Source organism: Cupriavidus sp. 05T313, from assembly GCF_056396665.1.
Map to the genome: position 1 here is coordinate 1 of NZ_JBFTLX010000052.1, position 20,236 is coordinate 20,236.

The following is a 20,236-nucleotide window of genomic DNA, read 5'->3' on the forward strand; positions in this document are numbered from 1 at the left end:
GGCCATAACGAGCCTGCCCGCGCCGCAGGTGACGCCGCGCAGCCAGCATCTGGCGTTTGAGGAGCCGGCGGGCGGCGACGACGTGGATATCCCGGGTGCYGACTTCATCCTCTCCATCGGCCGTGGCGTGGGCGAGGAAGACAACGTCGAGCAGTTCAAGGAACTCTCCGACTCGGTGGGCGCCACGCTCGGCTGCTCCCGGCCCATCGCGGATTCGGGCTGGCTGCCGAAATCTCGCCAGGTCGGCCAGTCCGGCAAGACCGCGGCCAACTGCAAGCTCTACGTGGCGATGGGCATCTCGGGCTCGGTCCAGCATATGGCCGGCATGAAGCACGTGGACACCATCGTGGCGGTCAATACCGATCCGGAGGCCTCCATCTTCACTATCGCCAAGTACGGCATCGTGGGCGATATCTTCGATATCGGCAAGGAACTGCAAAACCACTTCTGATCGCGTTCCGGCACCGCCCTCGCGCGATTGCCGCCTTTTCCTTGTCGAAGGTGAACCATGAAATTGTCGCAATCCTGGGCCAGGGTGGTAGCTTCGGGCTGTTTTCTGGCGGGCGGGGCGGGCGCGGTGTCTTGCGCGTTCGCGCAGGAAGAACCGAAACCGCCCGCCAGTCCCCATACCGTGAGCGCGAACGTCGCGCTCATGAGCAACTATGTATTCCGCGGCATCACGTATACGCAGGACCGTCCGGCGCTCCAGGGCGGCTTCGACTATGCCCATGAGAGCGGCCTGTATGCCGGCATCTGGGGCACCAATGTCAGCAGCAAGGCGATCAACGGCGCCAGCCTGGAGCTGGATCTGTACGGAGGCTATGCCAGGTCGTTCGGCGACTGGCGCTTCGATGTCGGCCTGCTGCAGTTCTACTATCCGGAAAACCCCAAGCTGCCGGACTCGGACGAAAAATACAACACGCTGGAACTGTATGGCGCCGTCGGCTGGAAAATCCTGACGCTGAAGTACTCGCGCACGCTGACCAATTTCTTCGGCTACGACAGCGCGTCGATGGGCACGGGCAAAGGCAATTCGCATGGCAGCGGCTACCTGGAGCTGAACGCGGACGTGCCGCTGCCGTGGGACGTCACGCTGGGGCTGCACGTGGGCCGCCAATGGGTGCGCAACTACGGCGATTTCAACTATACGGACTGGCGCGCCGCGCTTAGCAAGACCTTTGGCGAGGGCTGGATCGTCTCGTTTGCCTATACGGGGACCAATGCCGACCGCGCGCTGTGGGTGGTGGACGGCAAGAAGATTGGCACCGCGCACTGGATCCTGGGCCTGAAGAAAACCTTCTGATGCCATGCCTGGCACTGGCGCCGGTGGCCGCCTAAGCTTCCACCCCGATGGGCTCCGCGAGCCCGACCCGATGCTGGAAGCGGCCCTGGCCGCCGGCGCCATCGGGTTCTCCCGCCGCCGCTACCGGGATGCCGTGCCTGGCGGCGATCCGCAGCAGGCGCGCCAGGCGGCTCGTATCCGCGGCGCCGGCATCCATCCGGATGCGCCAGAAATCCGCAAGCAGCGTCCAGTCGGGCAAGGACGGGCCATCGTGCGCGGTGGCCGGGGTCAGGTCGACGCCCACGCGGACACCATCGCGGCGCAAGCCGGCAAGGGTGACATCGAGTTCGGCAAGGCCGCGATCCGCGAATTGCGGGAGGAGCACGTCGATACGGGCGAGGGTCGCTTTGTCGCCGATGGCCCGCAATGCGCCCTGCAGGCCCCGCAGCACCATGGCGTCGAGCGGCACCGCGTCAAGGCACAGGCAAAGCCGTTGCTGTGGTTCGAGCAACGGGTAGGCCTGGTCGAAGATGGCGAGCAGGTAGCGTTCTGCCAACTGGTCCAGTGTGCCGGCCTGGGCCGCATACAGGAACAGATGCGCGGCCGGGATGGCGCCGGAGCGCGTGCTGTGCCAGCATGCCGATCCCTCCGCCCAGCGCGGGCCGTCGCCAAGCGGTATGACCTGCGCCAGGCTCACCTGAAGCCCATGCGAGCTGAACGCGCGCGCGAATTCGCCGAGGGAGCGGCGCCAGGCCTGTGCCGTGCGCCGGGCCGTTTCCCCCGCGAAGGCGTAGCGCACCGTGCCATTGGCGCTTTGCCATTGCGCCGAATACACGGCGCGCAAGGCGTCGCGCAGCAGGGAACGGGCATCGGGCTGGTTGGCGATCCGGATCGCGATGCCGAGCCTGGCATTGATGGAGGCGGAGATGCCGTCGATCTCGAACGGCGTGTCCAGCATGGCGGCGATCGTGTCCACCAGCGTCAATGCGGAGATCACCGCGGCGAGCCGGCGCTCGTTCTGCGTGCGTCCCGCAAAGCGGGCAGGGTCGAGAGCCGGGCTTCCCTCGCTGGCCGGCGCCTGCAAGACGAGAATCGCAAACTCGTCGCCGCCACTGCGTCCCGCCGAGATGCCCGGGCCGCAACAGGTGGCCAGGCGCTCGCCCAGGCGGGCCAGCAACTGGTCGCCAAAGGCGCGGCCATGCCGTTCGTTGATCCGTTTCAGGTTGTCCACATCCAGGCAGAGCAGCATGAAGGGCGCGCCGTACCGCAGGGCGAGATCGATGCGGTCGAGCAGCAGGGCGCGGCTCTTGAGGCCGGTCAGCCGGTCGTGCAGCGGCTCGCGCTCGGCGCGCTCCTCGTCGCGTTTCTGGCTGCTGATGTCGGAGATGAATCCTTCGATGGCCAGCAGCGTGCCGTTGCCGGCGAAGATGCCGCGGCTGCGCTCGCTGACCCATTTCTCCTGCCCCGCGTGGGTGCGGATGCGGTAGCGCAGGTGGAATGCCCTGTGCTGCGCCAGCTGGCTCTGCACGTAGTCCCACACATAAGCGCGGTCGTCGGGATGGATCAGCTCGTCGTAGGACGGGTGGTTGAGCAGGTCCACCGCCTCCATGCCGGTCAGTTCGAAGCAGCCATCGCTGACGAACTCCATGGTCCAGCGCCGGTCGTTGCGGCAGCGGAACGCCATTCCGGGCAGGTGGTCCAGCAGGGTCGACAGACTGCGGTCGCGCGCGCGCAGCACATCCTCCGCGCGCTTGCGGGACTGGATGTCGGTCATCATGCCGGTGGTGCCGGTTACCCGGCCGTGGCCGTCGAAGCGGGGCCGCAGCCGCACCTCCATCCAGCGCGGCCGCCCGTCGTGGCAGATCAGGCGCGTCTCGTAGCGGCACGCATCGCTGTTCTGGGAGAGGATTGTGAGAAACTGTTCGCGGTTGAGCGCTTGCTCATCGGGATGGACATAACGAAACACGGGAGTGTGCAGGCAAAGGTGCACATCCAGCATGGTGACGGACTTCCACGCATGATTCAGGAAATGGAATGTGGCATCGGCATCGGTCTCGAACACGATGTCCTCGATCCCGTCGACCAGGGCACGATAGTCGTGATGCAGCGGAATCGGCCCGACACTCGGGCGATGCGTGCCGGGGTCGGCCAGTCTGGCGGGCAGGCGCCGGTTGGTGGCGGTTGCCACCGATACCAGCACCAGCGCTGCGCCGAGACAGCCCACGGCAAGCGGTGTACTGCTGGGCAGCCAGCCCATGGTGGCGCCAATGGCATAGCCGCAGGCGGCGGCCGCGCCGCTCAGATACAGCCACACGGCCAGCATGATGCTCCCCCTCACGCTAATCCCTCTCGTCTCCCTATTATTATTTCCCGGCGTTCGCTTGTTGACTTGCATGCGATCGGTCCGGGACTGAATGCGCGTTGCGACCCAAGGTGATCCGATGAATAGCAATCCCGTGCCTGCCAGACGCGCCTCGCCATCATACTTGCTTTTTTTCGCTCAGCAACACCATCGCGCGCGTCCCTGGATGGTGGTGATGACGGTCGCCGCGCTGGCCGCGCTGGCACTGATGGTGCAGCCCGTGCTGACGGCTGCGTGGTCCAGCGAGGCGGTGCGGTTCATGACCAAGGCGGCCGAATTGCGGCAGCGCGGCAGCGGTTTCGCGCGCGGCAACGAAGCCAATGGCGAAGCACGGCAATGGCTGGTGGAAGCGCGGGCATTGCTGGCCGACCCGCCGTTCGGCTCCGCGCTCGCCGAGGTGGAACAGCCGGGCGCGTCAGGGACGGTGACGGGCGCCATGCCGCTGCTCGAGCAGGCTGCCGTCGATGTATCGGAGGCGCTGCAGCGCCACCTGCGGGTCGATATCGCGGTGCGCATTGCCTTGCTGATCGTTGCCGCCGGCGGCTTGCTGGTTGGCCTGCGGCTGCGGCGCTATGCGGGCGAGGCGCGGGCCGGCATGGGTGCGGCGAATGCGGCCGATGCCCACCCGCAGGACCGCTGGCTGACCCTGCTCGACCAGGTCATGACAGCGCTGTCGGGCGAATCGCTTGGCCCGCAAGCCTTGCGCAATGTCTGCGGCGCGGTGGCCGATAGCCTGGCGGCGCGGGCATGCGGCATCTGCCTCGATGACGAGACCAGCGAAGCGCTGCAACTGCCGGCCGTGGTGCACGTGGGCGAACTCGGCTGGGCACAGGTGGAGCGCGTGCGCACGCTGGTGGTGGCCGGCCCGCATATGCTGTTCGATATGTCCGAGCATGGCGCACCGGCGCAGGATGGCGAGGCAGGGATGGCGGTGCCAATCAGCGACGGCAAGGTGCGCTACGGCCACCTGTTCCTCGTGTTCGGGACGGTGCGGGAATGCCAGTCGCAAGGCAGCCAGATCGGCGAAGCGGTCGGCAGGCATCTGGCGCTGGCCATCGGCGGTTTCCGGCGCATGCAGGAGGGGAGGCGGGTGGCGCTGATCGAGGAGCGCGCGGCGATGGCACGCGAGTTGCACGACTCGCTGGCGCAATCGCYGTCGTATATGAAGATCCAGGTCAGCCGGCTGCAGACCCTGTCGGAGCGGGGCGACGGGCGCGAAGAACTGGTATCGACGGCGGAAGAGCTGCGCGACGGATTGAATGGCGCCTACCGCAAGCTGCGTGAACTGATCACGACATTCCGCACGCAGATCAATTCGCAAGGCCTTTCCGCCGCGCTGGAAGAGGCCCTGGAAGAGTACGGCGCCCGCAGCAGCGTGGCCATGACGCTGGACAACCGGCTAAAGCACTGCCGGCTGACCGCCAACGAAGAATTCCATATCGTGCAGATCGTGCGCGAAGCCCTCTCCAATGTCGTGCGCCACGCGGGGGCCTCGCAGGCTACTGTCCGGTTGCTGCCCGCGGAGAATGGCGCGATGGCGATCACCATCGAGGATGACGGRCTTGGCTTCGAGCCTGCGGCGGATGCGCGCAACCAGTATGGCACCGCCATCATGCGGGAGCGGGCCTTGAGCCTTGACGGTGCCCTGGCCATCACACCCCGGCCGGGCGGCGGATGTTGCGTTGCGGTGCGCTTTCGCCCGGTGGGGCAGCCCGACTGGTAGGAACGGCGTGCAATGGGGGAAACCCTGAACGACGCGCCATCGTTGCTGGATGCCGTGTAACATTTCCGCTACCCCTGCAAATAGCAGCCGCCGATACAGGCGACGATACGGCCCGAGGCGGGACGAAGTACAGACCGCCGTGGCCGCGCAGAAAAAAAATGAAACGGAGACAACTGGCCATGGAGACGAGCAATACGGTGCTGCTCATCGACGATCACGCCCTGTTCCGCAAAGGCCTGGCGCAACTCATCGGCATGGATAAGGATTTTCGCGTGGTCGGCGAGGCCGCCTCCGGCGCGGAGGGCGTTGAGATGGCCGTGCGCATGCAACCCAATGTGATTCTGATTGACCTCAATATGCCGGGCATGAGCGGCATCGAGACGATCGGCGCGTTGCGGGAGAAGCAGGTGGATGCGCGATTTATCATGCTGACGGTATCGGATAACGATCGCGATGTCGTGTCGGCGCTGCGGGCCGGAGCGCATGGCTATTTGCTCAAGGATATGGAGCCGGAGGACTTGTGTGATTGCCTGCGCAGGGCTGCTAATGGAGCCTCGGTGTTGAGTGAGTCGGTTACTGGTAGTTTGATGCAGGTGGTGGCGACGAATCAACGGGTTCCTGCCGCGCAGGCTGACCTGACTTCCCGGGAATCGGAGGTGCTGGATTTTCTGGCCGAGGGATTGTGTAACAAGACGATTGCCCGGCAATTGGGGATTAGCGTGGGGACGGTCAAGGTGCATGTTAAACATGTGCTTTCCAAGCTCAATTTGCATTCGCGGCTGGAGGCCGTGGTTTGGCGTCATGAGCATCAGAAGCGGCATTGAGTGGGCGGGGTCTTCGTGCTTTAGCGGCTGACGCGGCTGTACGTAGTTGGCCCAGCTGGCGGCAGCGTTGCACCRCCGTATCTCGCCCCGGGGGGCAGGCCAGGGATACGACGTGGGCAAGAAGGTCAAAGGTCGCAAGGGCGCCAGATGCCACCCCACCTCGGCGAGATTTCCACCCCGGAACTCCCCGCCCTCATGCCTCTTTGTAGGTATCTCCCCTTTGGATTATTGTCTGTCCTGCCTCCGCCTTCCAATAATCCTGCCTATGTCTTCCCGATGACTTGAAGACAAAGAAGACAAAAAGCAGGAGACAGGCGCGCATCCCGACGCGCTTACCACAGGAGGATCCATGACAACCGTCGGCCAAGCGAAGGTGGCATTCCGTGCCCGCAGTATCCGTTGGGGCTTTATCTGGGCGCTATGGTGCGCGGTCTTGTGGGGCGCGTGGTATGTACCTGGCGCTGCGGTCTGGAAGGAGGCGCCGTTCGCCACCATGGATATGGCGAACCCCCGCCAGTTCCTGACCGCGGCGGCGGTCATTACCACGTTCAACGCCTTCTCGGTATTGCTCTTCCTGTTCCTGTGGCTGATCGTGCTGGGCAAATTCCAGGACTTCGGCCGCACGCTGGTGCGCGTGCGGCGCATCTCCAAGTGGTACTTCGCCGCCGCGATATTCGGCGGGCCGATGGCGATCTTCGGCTCCTTCCTTGCCATGGGCTATGTGGGCGCGGTGTTCGCCGCCATCGCCGGACTGCTTTACCCGATCATCGGCGCCAGCATCGCACGCATCTGGTACAACGAGAAAATCACGATGCGTGCCGCGCTCGGCATCCTGGTGATCGTCGGCGGCGGTATCGCTATCTATGCGCCGGGCATCCTGGGCGAACTCTCCGGCGCGTCAACCCGGCACACGTCATGGTTGGGCTACCTCGGCGGCGCGATGGCGGCGATCGGCTGGGGCGTGGAGGGCGCGCTGGCGGGCCGCGCGCTCGATGTCACCGATCCGGATTGCGGCATCACCGTGCGTTTCACCGCGGAATCCATCTACTGGCTGTGCCTGGTTCTGCCGGCGCTGGCGCTGTTCGGCGATGTCGATGTCATCCACCTGATCATCCAGACCTGGAATCTCAAGGCCATCACATGGCTGCTGCTGGCGGGCATCACCTTCGGCTTCTGCTATGTGTCCTGGTACAAGTCTTTCCCGCTCATCGGCGTGGGCCGGGGGCAGGCCATTGCCGCGCTGTACGGCGCGTTCGCGGTGGTATTCCTGGCTGCCTTCACCCTGCAGTTTCCGGCGTGGAATTTCCTGCTGGGACTCGCGATGGTGGTGTCGGGCGCCTTCCTGATGTACACGGAGAAGAGCGATGTCCTCGAAGTGGTCCGCTCGCTGTAAGCGAGGCGGTATTTTCCCCGAACCGGAGATGACAAGTGGCGAAAGTGCATATCAAGGGCTTCATCCTGCAGCAGATCGCCGGTACCGACGGCATGTGGGACAGCGATATCGCGGCGTCGGTCTGCGAGGAGTACGGCAAGCAAGGGCCATACTGGATTGGCTCCGTGCGCGTTATCCTGACGGACCTGTACTCGGGCGGGCTGGTGACCAGCGTCGAGGAGAAATTCGATGCTTACGCCGACAAGATGCGATTCCGCTTCCGGCTGAGCGACTTCGGCCGCCAGCGGATGCTGGATACCGGATTGCTTTAAGGCCCGCACCGCGGACCATCGACAACTCAACTGGGAGACTGCCATGTCGGATTTTTGGGGCTATCCGGGCGCGGACGTGATCGCGATCGTTGTGATAACGGCGCTCAGCCTGACCGCGCTGTATCACGCGCGGACCTTTGTTACCAAGATCTAGTGCCCTGAACCGCTGAATCGTCAGGGATCGAGCCTGGCAACATACCGCCAGGCCTCGACGATGCTGTCCGCCGCGCGATCGATGTCGTCGTCCCCGGTAGGCCAGGAGATGACCGACAGGCGCATGACTTCGCGGCCCTTCCAGCAGGCGCCGCCGACATAGCAGTCGCCTGCCGATTGCACGCGAGCCACCACATGCCGGGTCAGGCGATCGGCGGTGGCATCGTCCTGTCCCGCACCGAAGCTGACGATAACCTGGTTGAGCGATACCCGGTTCAGCACGGTGATGCCCGCTTCCTCCTCCAGCCGCTCAGCCATGCGGCGCGCCAGCCTGCAATGGCGCGCCACCATGTCGGCGATGCCCGCGCGGCCAAGGTGGCGGAGCATGGCCCAGGTGGCGAAGCCGCGCGCGCGGCGGGAGAGTTCCGGCACGTATTGCGACGGGTCGCGCTCATCGCCGGCCGCGTGGGGCAGGTAGCTGGCGGCGGCCGTCAGCGCACGCCGATGGGCGTCCGGGTGCGCGACGATGGCATAGCCGCTGTCATACGGGGTCTGCAGCCATTTGTGCCCGTCGGTCGCCCAGGAGTCCGCGGCTTCGAGACCGGCGGCGAGCGCCGCCGTCTCGGGGCAAGCCCTGGCCCACAGGCCGAAGGCGCCATCCACATGCAGCCACGCACCGCGTGCGCGGATATCCGCCAGCATTTCCTGCACCGGGTCGAACGCACCGGTATTGATCTGGCCGGCCTGCGCGATCACGATGGCGGGGCCCTCGCAGGCTGCCAGCGCGGCACGGAAGGGCTCCGCCAGCATGGCGCCGTCGCGGCCGCTCGGCACGCGCTTGATGCGATCCCGCCCGAACCCTAGCAGCCGCAGCGCGGCAAAGACGGTGGTATGTGCTTCGTCGCCGATCAGCACGTGGATTTCAGGGGCGCCGCACAGTCCCTGCGCCTCCACATCCCAGCCGGCCTTTTGCAAGACATGGGTGCGCGCGGCGGCCAGACAAGTGAAGTTCGCCATGGTCGCGCCCGTCACAAAGCCGACGGAAGCGCTGGCAGGCAAGCGCAGGATGTCGAGCAGCCACCTGGCAGCGACGTCTTCCGCCGCCGCGGCGGATGGCGAGCCTTGGTGGTTGGCGCAATTCTGGCCCCAGGCACTGGTGAGCCAGTCGGCGGCCACACCGACCGGATGCGAGGCACCCACCACCCAGCCGAAAAAACGCGGCCCTGTGGTGGGCTGTAACCCGGGCTCCGCCAGCGCGCGCAAGGCATCGATCGTCTGCGCCGCAGGCGTGCCGGCTTCGGGAGTGGGGCTGTCCCATGCCTGGCGGCATGCCGCGTACGAAGCGGCGGGAGGCTGTGTCGCGACCGCTTCCCTGAATCGCTCGGCTGCCTCGGCGGCGCGCTTCAGTACGTCGAGTTCCTTGGTTTGCCTGTGCGACATGCCAGCCTTCTCCCCCGAAGTTATCCCGATCCAATTCGTAAAAGGATGCTACATGAAATCGTCGTGAATCCGGGACTGTCAACTGACCCGCGTCATGCGAGGCCAGCCATGCACCGCAAACAGCGTGCGCCGGGCGGGTGCGCGAACCGGAGTGGTTAGCCACCCGGCCCACGCTCCAGGAGCTTGTACAGGTGGGAGCGGGAGATCCGCAATTGCTCGGCGGCGCGCTTCTTGTTGCCGTTGTGGCGCGCGATGGCGTCAACCACGGCGGCATAGGCGAGCTCGCTCATGCCCGCCGTGGGCTCGCTGGATGACCAGGCAGTGGGTGAGGGGGATGGCGGCCCGCCCGCTTCGCTATCCTCGTGCGGATACGCTTGCGCCAGCGGATGCACGCCGAGCTGACTTTCCATGCTCACTGACTCGCGCGCCGATTCCCCACGTGCAAAATCCGCGACGCCCAGCGTGCGGCCGTCGCAGAACACCAGCGCCTCCTCGATGCGCTGGCGCAACTGGCGCACATTGCCAGGCCAGGGCTGGCCGGCAAGGTGCCGCGCCACCTCGTGATCTATCCTGGGCACGGGCACGTTGTTGCGCTCGCAGAAAGCGCCAACAAAATGCTGCAGCAGGGCGGGAATATCCTCGCGCCGCTGCCGCAGGGCCGGAATGCGCAGCACCACGCCGCTAAGCCGGTAGTACAGGTCAAGGCGGAAGCGCCCGGCGTCGATGAGCGAGGGGATATCGCGATTGGTGGCAGAGATCAGGCGGAAGTCCACCCGCTGCGCGCGGCGGCTGCCCAGGCGTTCGACCATGTGGTCCTCCAGCACCCGCAGCAGCTTGACCTGCATCTCCATCGGGATGTCCGCCACTTCGTCGAGGAAAACGGTGCCACCGGCCGCCAGTTCGAGCTTGCCGGCCTGCCCCTGGCGCTGGCTTCCGGTGAAGGCGCCGGGCGCATGGCCGAACAGTTCGGACTCGATCAGCGTGGCGGGCAGGGCCGCCAGGTTGAGGCTGACCAACGGCCGTTCGTTGACCGGCTCCCGCCCGGTCACGTGAATGCCGCGGGCSACCAGTTCCTTGCCGGTGCCGCTTTCGCCCAGGATCAGCACCGGCACATCAAGGCGTGCCACGGTCTGGATCTCCCGGCGCAGGCGCTGCATCGGCGCGCTTTCACCGATCAGGCCAGGGATCGACGGGCCTTCCCGCAGGCCATCCAGCTCGCGCTGGTAACGCGCCACCTGCGAGCGCAACTCGGATAACTCGTTGTGCATGCGCACAATGGCTTCCGGCCCCTTGAACATGATCTGGCCGATGGCCCCAACCACTTTGCCGTCCTGGCGGATGGGGATGCGGTTGACCACGCGGGCGATGCCGTTCATCTGCTGCAACTGCCCGATCTCGGCTTTCCCGCTCGCCACCACCTGCGGCAGCCGTGAGTTCGGGATGACGTTCGCCGCGGGGCGGCCAATGCCTGCGCCGGCGTCCAGGCCCAGGAATCTCTCGTGCACGGGGCTGATAAAGCGTACCCGGCCATCCTGGTCGACCACGGTAATGGCTTGGTATGGGCCAGTCAGGAAGTGGTCGAGGATCGCACCCGCAAAGGGGACAGTGCCAAGGAAGTCAAGCAGCACCGCCTTTGTGTCGGCGCGRTGCAGAAGGATCAGTTGATGGCGACTGTCTTCCAGGCACAGCCCGATGTAGCGGTGAGCGCCGGCCTCAACGGGAAAAAGCCTGCGCCCGTCGGCCAGGTCCGTTGCACGGTCGCAGGCGGATTCCGCCGCGTCCGCAATGGCGGGGTCGGCACAGGCGCCGACCGCCGCCACCCGGCCGCCATCGCGCAAACGCACCAGGGCACCAAGCGCGACGGTTTCGGCTGCTGACCGTGGTGTTGTTGTTGAGGACACAGGCCGTCTCCATGGGTGTCCTCAGTGCGGACACATTCTGTCGTTGTGGCGGACATGATAGCCATGCCCGGGAAATTCTTCAATGAAATCAAGGGCCATGCAAGTGTCTTCAGGTTGGCATGGATAGTGCGTTACTAACGCCAATACATATTCCGCCGGCATCAACGGGAGACAAGCTGTGACCTGGCAGCCTGAAATCGACGAACTGGACTACCGGCGGCGGCTCGCCGCCCGCATGGGTGGCGAAGACAAAGTAGAGCGCCACAAGGCGGCCGGCAAGCTTTCCGTGCGCGAGCGCATCACCGGGATCGCCGACCCGGGGTCGTTCCGCGAGGTCGGCGGGCTGAGCGGCAGTGGCCGCTATGACAGTAACGGGCGGCTGGTGGATCTGGTCCCGTCGAACCTGGTCATGGGCCGGGCGCGCATCGGCGGGCGCCCGGTGGTGCTGGTGGGGGACGACTTCACCGTGCGCGGCGGCGCCAACGATGGCGCAGTGGGGGACAAGCTGATCCACGCCGAGAAGATGGCGCACGACCTGCGCCTGCCGATGGTCCGGCTGGTGGACGGCACCGGCGGTGGCGGCTCGGTGCGCAATATCGAGATCAAGGGCCACACCCTGATCCCCACCATGAAGGTCTGGGAGCACGTGGTGGAGAACATGTCCGTGGTGCCGGTGGTGTCCCTGGCACTGGGATCGGTGGCGGGCATGGGCGCGGCGCGTGTGGCCGCCAGCCACTATTCGGTGATGGTCAGGGAAACCGCGCAACTGTTCAACGCAGGCCCGCCTGTGCTGGCACGCGTCGGCCAGAAGCTGACCAAGAACGAGCTGGGCGGCAGCCACATCCATACCCGCAACGGCGTGGTGGACGATGAGGTCGCCACCGAGCAAGAGGCCTTCGAGTGCGCACGCCGTTTCCTGTCCTACCTGCCGCCCTCGGTCTACGAACTGCCGCCGCGGACCGAGTCGGCCGACGATCCGGCGCGCCGCGACGAATGGCTGCTGTCAGCCATTCCGCGGGACAGCCGTGCCGTCTACAAGATACGCCCGATCGTGCAGGCGCTGGTGGATGCCGATTCCTTTTTCGAGCTCGGCAGGCACTGGGGCTGCGCCATCGTCACGGGCCTGGCCCGGCTGGCCGGGTGGCCGGTGGCCGTCGTCGCCAGCGATCCGTGCTTCTATGGCGGCGGCTGGGACAGCGACACCGCGGAGAAATTCACCCGCTTTGTCGACATGGCGCAGGCCTTCCACCTGCCCGTGGTCAACCTGGTCGATATCGCCGGCTTCCAGGTCGGCCTGGAGACCGAGAAGGCAGGGACCATGCGTTACGGCGTGCGCGCGCTGGCCGCGGTCTACCAGGCGACCGTGCCGTGGTGCTCGGTCATCCTGCGCCGCGCGTACGGCGTGCCGGCAGCCGGCCACCAGCACATGGGGCGGTTCAACTTCCGCTATGCCTGGCCATCGGCCAACTGGGGCTCGCTGGCGATCGAAGGCGGACTCGAAGTCGCCTACAAGGCCGAGATCGAAGGCGCCGACGATCCCGTGCAGAAGCGCGCCGAGATCGAGCAGCGCGTGCGCAGCCTGACCTCGCCGTTCCGCAGCGCCGAGGCGTTCGTCATCGAAGACATCATCGATCCGCGCGATACCCGCACGCTGCTGTGCGAGTTCGCCGATCTGGCGGCACCGCTGCGCGAAGCCGGCATCAGCCGATTTGGCATCCGGCCTTGAGCGCCGCTTCTCCGGATTCTCGATCACAACAATGGAGACGACTGACCAGGCGCCGGCAACGCCCGCGCATGCTCGCTCGCAACCCAACACCCGCCGCCGTGGCCGCAATCGCGGCGCGAGCACGGGGCAATTGGCCGCGCAAGCCAATGACCATCATCTTGCCGCTTCCTGCCGGCGGTATGACCGGCCTGCTGGCTCGGCACTGACATCGAAGTTTGAATGAGGAGACTGAATTGAAAAAACTGTTGATCGCCAATCGAGGAGAGATTGCGTTGCGCGTCCTGCGCGCTGCGCGCGACCTGGATATCGGCACAGTCGCGGTCTATTCGCAAGACGACCTTAGCGCGCGGCACCGCATGCTGGCTGACGAGGCGCGTCCCCTCGATGGGGCGGGCCCGTCGGCCTACATCAACATTGCGGGGATCATCGCCGCAGCGAAGGAATCCGGTTGCGACGCCGTCCACCCCGGCTATGGTTTCCTGAGCGAGCGGGCTGATTTCGCCCAGGCGTGTATTGACGCCGGGATCCGGTTCGTCGGCCCGACGGTCGAGCACCTTGCGCTCTTCGGTGACAAGGGGAGGGCGCTGCGGCTGGCGGCGGAGAGCGACGTTCCCGTCATGCCCGCAACGCGAGGCGGCGCATCTCTCGAGGAAATCACCAGCTTCTTTGATGCGCAAGGCGATGCCGGCGTGGTCATCAAGGCCGTCGGCGGCGGAGGCGGCCGTGGCATGCGCGTGGTCCGGCGGCGCGAGGACCTGGCGGAAGCCTACGCGCGCTGCCGGTCGGAGGCGAGCTCCGCGTTTGGCGTTGACGCGCTGTACGCCGAGCGGCTGGTCAGCCGGGCGCGCCATATCGAAGTGCAGATTGCCGGCGACGGAGCCCAGGTGATCGCCCTCGGCGAGCGAGACTGCACCTTGCAGCGCCGCTTCCAGAAACTGGTGGAGATCGCCCCCAGCCCGGTACTCAGGCCGCAGCTGCGCGAGCAGATCATCAAGGCCGCGCTAAGGCTGGCACGCCGCGTCAACTACCAGAGCCTGGGCACCTTCGAGTTCCTGGTCGAGGAAACCGGGACCGGCGAGCAGAAGGACTTTGTCTTCATCGAGGCCAATCCCCGCTTGCAGGTCGAGCACACCATCACCGAGCAAGTCACCGGGGTCGATCTTGTCGCGCTGCAGATCGGGCTGGCAGCGGGGCGGTCCTTAAGTGATCTTGGCCTGGATCCCGCTTCGCCGCCGCAACCCAGGGGATACGCCATCCAGGTTCGCGTCAACGCGGAAATGACCGACGCGCAGGGCCTGGCACGCCCGGCTCACGGTCGCCTGGAGCGCTTCGACCCGCCTTCGGGTCCTGACGTTCGCGTCGACTCCCACGGCTACACCGGCTATGCGCCGTCGCCCAACTTCGACACCTTGCTGGCAAAGCTGATCGTGAGCAGCGCGGCGCCCGGGTTCGAGGTCGCGGTGCGGCGTCTGCAGCGTAGTCTTGCGGAGTTCCGGATCGTGGGGGTGCCGACCAACCTCAACCTGCTGCGGGCCCTCGCGCAGCGCGACGACTTCCTCACGCAACACGTACACACACGGCACTTCGAAGCGATACTGCCGGAGCTGATGGCCTCGGCGGAGGCCATTGCGGATGCCGAGCGTGCGCAGGAGGCGCTCTTCGCGGGCGCGGGCCGCCCGCCGGCTGCGCATGCGCCACGGTCCCCCGATATTGAGGAGGAGGTGGACGAAGGGTTGGTGGCGATCCGCGCTCCGCTGACAGGCCGGGTGGTGGAGATCTCGGTGCAGGTGGACGATATCGTCAAGCCGGGGCAGACGGTCGCGGTGCTCGACGCCATGAAGATGGAGCACGCGATCGCGGCGGAATGTGGCGGCCGCGTGGTCGACCTGCGACTGGAGAAGGGAGCGCTGGCAGCCGAAGGCCAGATCCTGATCGTGCTCGAGCAGGTCGAGGCCGATGGCGTATCCGTGGATGCCGCCCAGAAGGTCGACCCCCATGCGATCCGTGCGGACCYCCAGCGCGTGCTGGACCGGCATGCGTACCTGGATGACGCCGCGCGTCCCGACGCGGTAGCGAAGCGCCGTTCGCGCGGACAGCGCACGGCCCGTGAGAATGTCGCGGACCTGTGCGACCCGGATACCTTCGTGGAGTATGGCGCGCTGGCGCTTGCGGCGCAGGCCTCCCGGCGCAGCCAGCAGGACCTCATTGCCAACACCCCCGCGGATGGACTGATCACCGGCATCGGCAACATCAACGGAGGACTTGTCGGTCACGACCGGGCGCGCAGTGCGGTGATGGCCTATGACGCCACGGTGCTGGCGGGTACGCAAGGCAAGCGCAACCATATCAAGACCGATCGCATCGTCGAGGTTGCGCTGCGTGATGAACTCCCTCTCTTGCTGTTCGCCGAAGGCGGTGGCGGGCGGCCCGGCGACGTGGACTTTCCTTCGGTGTCCGGCCTGTATCAGCCGTCGTTTGCCGCGTTTGCCGATCTCAACGGGAATGTCCCGGTAGTCGGCATCGTTTCGGGGCGCTGCTTTGCCGGTAATGCGGCCTTCCTGGGCTGTTGCGACGTCATCATTGCTGACCGGTCCGCGAACATCGGCATGGCAGGACCGGCGATGATCGAGGGTGGCGGCCTCGGGGTCTTCAGCCCCGAGGACGTTGGTCCGGCTTCGGTGCAATTTGCCAATGGCGTGGTCGATGTCCTGGTTGAGAACGAGGCGGAAGCCGTGCAGGTGGCGAAGCACTACCTGTCCATGTTCCAGGGGCGCGTGGCGCACTGGAGCGCACCGGATTCCCTGGACTTGCGTCACGTCGTACCCGAGAACCGGTTACGCGTGTACGACACCCGGAAAGCCATCGAGGGGATCGCGGACATCGGCAGTGTGCTGATGCTGCGCAGCGGCTTCGGTGCGGGCATCCACACGGCGCTTGCCCGCGTGGAAGGGCAACCCGTGGGCATCATGGCCAACAACCCATATCACCTCGGGGGCGCCATCGATGCGGATGCCGCCGACAAGGCGGCGCGCTTCATGCAGCTGTGCGATGCGCACGGGCTGCCGATCATTTCGCTGATCGACACCCCCGGGTTCATGGTCGGGCCGGACGTCGAGGCACACGCCCAGGTGCGGCATGTGTCGCGCATGTTCCTCACGGCGGCCAAGCTGCGCGTCGCATTGCTGGCCGTTACGCTGCGCAAAGGCTATGGCCTGGGCGCCATGGCAATGGCGGGTGGTGGCTTCCGGTCAGCGAGCTTCACCATCTCGTGGCCGACCGGCGAGTTCGGTCCGATGGGTCTGGAAGGCGCCGTCAGGCTGGGCTTCAAGAAGGAGCTCGAAGCCGTTCCGGACGGGGCCGAGCGTAAAGCGCTGTTCGAAAAGCTGGTTGCACAGTCCTATGAGCGTGGCCACGCGATCAACACGGCCGCTGCCGTGGAAATTGATGCCGTGATTGACCCTGCCCAGACACGGAAATGGATTGTCCAGGGTATCGCATCCGCCGGCGTTCGAAGCCGCAGGGAGCGCCGCTCGTTCATCGATGCCTGGTGATCGCCATGCATACACAAGAGGGTTCCATGATGAAGAATGGTCCTGACGCGGCGCAACTGGCGTTGAATGGGCTGCGCGTACTGGAGGTCGGCACCGGTCCGGCGCTTGCGTACGCGGGCAAGTTGTTCTCTGACTTCGGCGCCGAAGTGATCAAGGTGGAGAGTCCGGCGGGCGACGCCTGGCGGCAGATGCCGCCCATGGTCTGCATTCCTGGTGCCGCGCAGCCGGAAAGCGCGCTCTTTGCCTGGCTGAATACCAGCAAGCGCAGCGTCACTGCGGATGCCGGAAGCGCCGAGGACAGTGCCTGGCTGGCCCAGCTCGCGCGAACCTGCGATGTGGTCCTGGATGCCCGCGCGCTGACCGAGGGTCCGGTCATCCTTGCCAGGCCTGTCTGGTCCGGCAATACAGCCGAGCGGCAAGGGCACGAGCCGATCGAGGTGGCGCTCACCTGGTTCGGTGAGAGCGGGCCCTACAGTCAGTATGCGGGCGCGGAAGCTGTGTGCCGAGGCCTCGCTGGCGCCGTGCATGGGAGCGGCCCGGTGGAGGGGCCGCCCCACATGCCGCACGACGTGCAGACCGCGGTCGTCGTCGGGCTTGCCGCATTCTCGGCCGCTGTCGCGGCCCTGATCGGACGCGCGCAAGGCAGCCGCCGATACGTGCTAAGTGTGCACGAGGCCATTTTCAGCGTGGTCGAAATGGAAGCGGGCATGGTGCCGGACAAGCGCCACCCGCTTCGGCGCCTCGGCGTCAACCGGTTCTGCGGCACGCATCCGGCTGGCATCTACCAGACCTCGGAGGGGTGGATCGGAATCTTCACGCACACGCTGCCTCAGTGGGTGGCGCTGTGCGAGGCGATCGGGCGCCCCGAGCTGGCCGGCGACCCTCGTTTCGCGAACGGCCAGGAGCGCATGGCCCGGGCGGACGAGATCGACGCGCTGCTCATCCCCGCGTTTCTCACGCGGACGGCCCGGGAGTGGTTCGAGATCCTTGGCGACAAGAAGCATCCGACTGTCATCGTCCCCACCATGGCGGAGTTGCTCAGCCAGGAAGTGCATCGGCGGCGCAACGCATTCGTCCCGGTCGAAGTAGGGGGAGTTTCCTTCGAAGGCCCCGTTGTGCCGCTACGCCTCGATGCGGCCGGGCCGTTGCCGGGCGGATCGGCTCCGGCGAAGGGCGCCCATAACGCCCTCTACCGGACATCCGGCCTGGATCACCACCCCCGTCTGCAGCTCCGGCGAACGTCTGCCGAGCAACTGCCGCTGCGGGGCATTCGTGTTGTCGACCTGACGATGGGCTGGGCGGGCCCCCTGGCGTCGCGAACCCTGGCCGATCTTGGCGCGGAAATCATCAAGGTCGAAAGCACCGGCTACCCGGACTGGTGGCGCGGCGCCAACTTCACTGAAGCGTTCTATCGGGACAGGCTGTACGAGAAGAATTCAAACTTCAACCTGATGAACCGCAACAAGCTGGGCATCACCCTGGACTTGACGCGCCCCGAGGGAAAGCAGTTGCTGCTGCAGTTGGCGGCGCGCGCGGATGCGGTGATCGAAAACTACTCTGCCGAGGTCTTGCCGAAGCTGGGCTTGGACTACGAAGCGCTGCGAGCCGTGAACGAGCGTCTGGTCATGCTGTCGATGCCGGCATTCGGGCTTGGAAACGCGTGGAGCAACACCCGCGCATACGGCGGCACGCTGGAGCAGGCCAGCGGCCTGCCGCTTCATACGGGCCATCCGGAGGGACCGCCGGCCATGACGTCGTACGCCTATGGCGATCCGATAGGCGGCTTGAATGCAGGGGCCGCAATGTTGCTGGCGCTGTTCGTGCAGCAAGCCACCGGTGAAGGCCGACATGTCAACCTGTCACAGGTCGAGGCCATGCTGCCAATGGCTGCGCCGTTCATCCTGGAGCAATCGGTCTCCGGAACGGTCTCGCCTCGCCTGGGTAACCGCCATCCCATGCACGTCCCGCATGGGAGTTTCCGCTGCGCAGGCGATGACGCGTGGATCGTTCTGACTGTCACTGACGCGCAATGGCCTGCCCTGTGCCGTGTGATCGGGAGGGAGGACCTTGCCGCGGATGCGCGGCTTGCCCAGGCGCCAGGGCGTCGCGCGCAGCACGACAGGATCGACGCGGCCATCACGTCCTGGTGCAAGGCCCGGGACCCGGAAGAGGCAATGCGCCTGTTGCAACGGGCGGGCATTGCCGCGGGCGTGGTTCGGCCCATGTCACAGGTGCTGCAGGACGCCCACCTGCACGCACGGGGATTCTGGCGTGGCGTCGAACGTGCCCACAGTGGCATGTACACGGCCAGCACCGCCTGGTTTCGCACTGGAAGCGAGCCCGTGCCGATCCGCAACGCTGCCCCGACCCTGGGAGAACACACTGAGGAGGTGTTGACTCGCGTGCTTGGACTGAGCGCAGGGCAGATCGCGGACCTGGAACGCATGGGCATCACAGGAAAAACCGCGAAGCCAAAGTCCTCGAAAGGGGCGGCGTAAGGTCAGAAAAAGTTTCGAAGACTACTACCCAAGAACAGGAGACAAGAATGAAGGAACTCAAATTTACGTCGCGCCGCCAGAGGGTCGCAGGCCGATTCAGAATGGCTGTCGCTGCGCTGGTCGTCCTGACTGGCGCAATTTCCGGTCCGGCCGCAGCCCAGCATGCCAGCTGGCCGAACAAGCCGATCAGGATGATCGTTCCATTCCCGGCCGGGTCATTCACCGATACCGTGGCGCGCGTCGTGTCGGAGCACCTCAGCAAATCCCTGGGGCAGCCCGTGATCGTGGACAACAAGGCGGGAGCGAACGGGTTGATTGGCGTGGCAGAGGCTGCCAGGGCTGCGCCAGACGGGTACACCTTGCTGCTTACGAACTCCAGCAGCATCACCATCAACCATCAGGTGTACAAGAAGAGCAACTACAAGCCGAAAGACTTCACGCCGGTCACGCTAGTGCTCGAGGCGCCATTCATCCTGGTCACGAACCCGGAGTGGTCGCAGAAGAATTCGGTCGGCTCGGTAGCGGACCTTTTGCAATTCGCCACGCAGTATCCCGGGAAAATCAGCTATGGATCGGCGGGCCCGGGCAATATTGCGCATCTCAGCTTCGCCATGTTGAACAACCGGGCAAAGATCAAGACCACGCATATTCCCTACAAGTCCTCTGCGCAGGCGGAGATGGCCGTGATGAGTGGTGAACTGGAGACCGCCTTTGACACCTGGAGCGCCCTCCCTCAAATCAAGGTAGGGAAGCTGAAACCCCTCGCCGTCAGTTCGTCAAAGCGCATGGCACAGTTGCCCGAAGTGCCCACCTTGGAGGAAGCCGGCATCGCGCCTTTCAACGTGACCTTCTGGATCGGCATGCTCGCGCCGGCCGGCACGCCGCCGCAGATTGTGCAAAAGCTGCATACGATCACCCGTGGGGTGCTTGATGACGGCAAGGCAAAGGCGGCGTTGGGTCAGCAGGGCGACGTGGTGATGATCGACTCCGCGAACTTCGCGAAGCGCATTGAGAAAGAGGATGCCAATTGGGGGGCTGTGATCCAGCGCGAAGGAATCACGCTGGATTGACC

At 65.7% G+C, this 20,236-nt stretch carries 13 protein-coding genes; 10 read left to right on the plus strand and 3 right to left on the minus strand.

All coding sequences use genetic code 11. The annotated features are described in order from the left end of the window. A partial coding sequence (locus tag AC1DKD_RS14470) for an electron transfer flavoprotein subunit alpha/FixB family protein (protein WP_477143387.1) occupies positions 1 to 451 on the plus strand: 451 nt, incomplete at its 5' end. Positions 452 to 508: 57 nt separating this feature from the next. Beyond that, positions 509 to 1,303 carry a TorF family putative porin gene (locus AC1DKD_RS14475; protein ID WP_441631300.1) on the plus strand — a complete coding sequence of 265 codons (795 nt, stop codon included), beginning with the start codon at positions 509 to 511 and terminating at the stop codon, positions 1,301 to 1,303. Between the two features lie 31 nt (positions 1,304 to 1,334). Here the strand turns inward: AC1DKD_RS14475 and AC1DKD_RS14480 are convergent, their stop codons facing one another. Beyond that, the gene (locus AC1DKD_RS14480) at positions 1,335 to 3,620 is read right to left on the minus strand and encodes a PAS domain S-box protein (RefSeq protein WP_441631302.1); all 2,286 of its coding nucleotides are present in this window, start codon (positions 3,618 to 3,620) and stop codon (positions 1,335 to 1,337) included. A gap of 199 nt (positions 3,621 to 3,819) precedes the next feature. Between AC1DKD_RS14480 and AC1DKD_RS14485 the strand changes: the two genes are divergently transcribed. The 4 genes from AC1DKD_RS14485 to AC1DKD_RS14500 all read left to right on the plus strand — a co-directional run bounded on the left by AC1DKD_RS14485 (position 3,820) and on the right by AC1DKD_RS14500 (position 7,895). Next, entirely contained in the window at positions 3,820 to 5,367 is a 1,548-nt protein-coding gene (locus tag AC1DKD_RS14485; protein ID WP_477143388.1) for a histidine kinase, read from the plus strand. A 179-nt stretch (positions 5,368 to 5,546) separates the two neighbouring features. Continuing rightward, a complete protein-coding gene (narL, locus tag AC1DKD_RS14490) occupies positions 5,547 to 6,191 on the plus strand; it encodes a two-component system response regulator NarL (RefSeq protein ID WP_441631306.1) in 645 nt (214 codons plus the stop codon). Between the two features lie 349 nt (positions 6,192 to 6,540). Then, positions 6,541 to 7,584 carry an EamA family transporter gene (locus AC1DKD_RS14495; RefSeq protein WP_441631308.1) on the plus strand — a complete coding sequence of 348 codons (1,044 nt, stop codon included), beginning with the start codon at positions 6,541 to 6,543 and terminating at the stop codon, positions 7,582 to 7,584. Between the two features lie 35 nt (positions 7,585 to 7,619). After that, complete coding sequence (locus AC1DKD_RS14500) at positions 7,620 to 7,895, plus strand: hypothetical protein (protein ID WP_441631310.1); 276 nt, start codon at positions 7,620 to 7,622, stop codon at positions 7,893 to 7,895. 174 nt (positions 7,896 to 8,069) lie between these two features. Here the strand turns inward: AC1DKD_RS14500 and AC1DKD_RS14505 are convergent, their stop codons facing one another. Together AC1DKD_RS14505 and AC1DKD_RS14510 are read right to left on the minus strand one after the other, a co-directional pair. Further along, entirely contained in the window at positions 8,070 to 9,488 is a 1,419-nt protein-coding gene (locus AC1DKD_RS14505; RefSeq protein ID WP_441631312.1) for a pyridoxal phosphate-dependent decarboxylase family protein, read from the minus strand. Positions 9,489 to 9,643: 155 nt separating this feature from the next. Further along, entirely contained in the window at positions 9,644 to 11,389 is a 1,746-nt protein-coding gene (locus AC1DKD_RS14510; RefSeq protein ID WP_441631314.1) for a sigma-54 interaction domain-containing protein, read from the minus strand. A gap of 178 nt (positions 11,390 to 11,567) precedes the next feature. Between AC1DKD_RS14510 and AC1DKD_RS14515 the strand changes: the two genes are divergently transcribed. The 4 genes from AC1DKD_RS14515 to AC1DKD_RS14530 all read left to right on the plus strand — a co-directional run bounded on the left by AC1DKD_RS14515 (position 11,568) and on the right by AC1DKD_RS14530 (position 20,234). After that, positions 11,568 to 13,115 carry an acyl-CoA carboxylase subunit beta gene (locus AC1DKD_RS14515; RefSeq protein ID WP_441631316.1) on the plus strand — a complete coding sequence of 516 codons (1,548 nt, stop codon included), beginning with the start codon at positions 11,568 to 11,570 and terminating at the stop codon, positions 13,113 to 13,115. Between the two features lie 233 nt (positions 13,116 to 13,348). Then, positions 13,349 to 16,666: an acetyl-CoA carboxylase family protein gene (locus tag AC1DKD_RS14520; protein WP_477143389.1), complete on the plus strand. Its 3,318-nt coding sequence runs from the start codon at positions 13,349 to 13,351 to the stop codon at positions 16,664 to 16,666. Positions 16,667 to 16,692: 26 nt separating this feature from the next. Beyond that, complete coding sequence (locus tag AC1DKD_RS14525; protein WP_441631349.1) at positions 16,693 to 19,164, plus strand: CaiB/BaiF CoA-transferase family protein; 2,472 nt, start codon at positions 16,693 to 16,695, stop codon at positions 19,162 to 19,164. A 47-nt stretch (positions 19,165 to 19,211) separates the two neighbouring features. Continuing rightward, positions 19,212 to 20,234, plus strand: coding sequence for a Bug family tripartite tricarboxylate transporter substrate binding protein (locus AC1DKD_RS14530; RefSeq protein WP_441631320.1), 1,023 nt, complete (start codon positions 19,212 to 19,214; stop codon positions 20,232 to 20,234). Positions 20,235 to 20,236: the final 2 nt, after the last annotated feature.

Coding starts and splice junctions, on each gene's coding strand:
- AC1DKD_RS14505 (WP_441631312.1), bottom strand. CDS start 9,488: ATGTCGCACAGGCAAACCAAGGAACTCGACGTACTGAAGCGCGCCGCC.
- AC1DKD_RS14525 (WP_441631349.1), top strand. CDS start 16,693: ATGATGAAGAATGGTCCTGACGCGGCGCAACTGGCGTTGAATGGGCTG.
- AC1DKD_RS14475 (WP_441631300.1), top strand. CDS start 509: ATGAAATTGTCGCAATCCTGGGCCAGGGTGGTAGCTTCGGGCTGTTTT.
- AC1DKD_RS14495 (WP_441631308.1), top strand. CDS start 6,541: ATGACAACCGTCGGCCAAGCGAAGGTGGCATTCCGTGCCCGCAGTATC.
- narL (WP_441631306.1), top strand. CDS start 5,547: ATGGAGACGAGCAATACGGTGCTGCTCATCGACGATCACGCCCTGTTC.
- AC1DKD_RS14530 (WP_441631320.1), top strand. CDS start 19,212: ATGAAGGAACTCAAATTTACGTCGCGCCGCCAGAGGGTCGCAGGCCGA.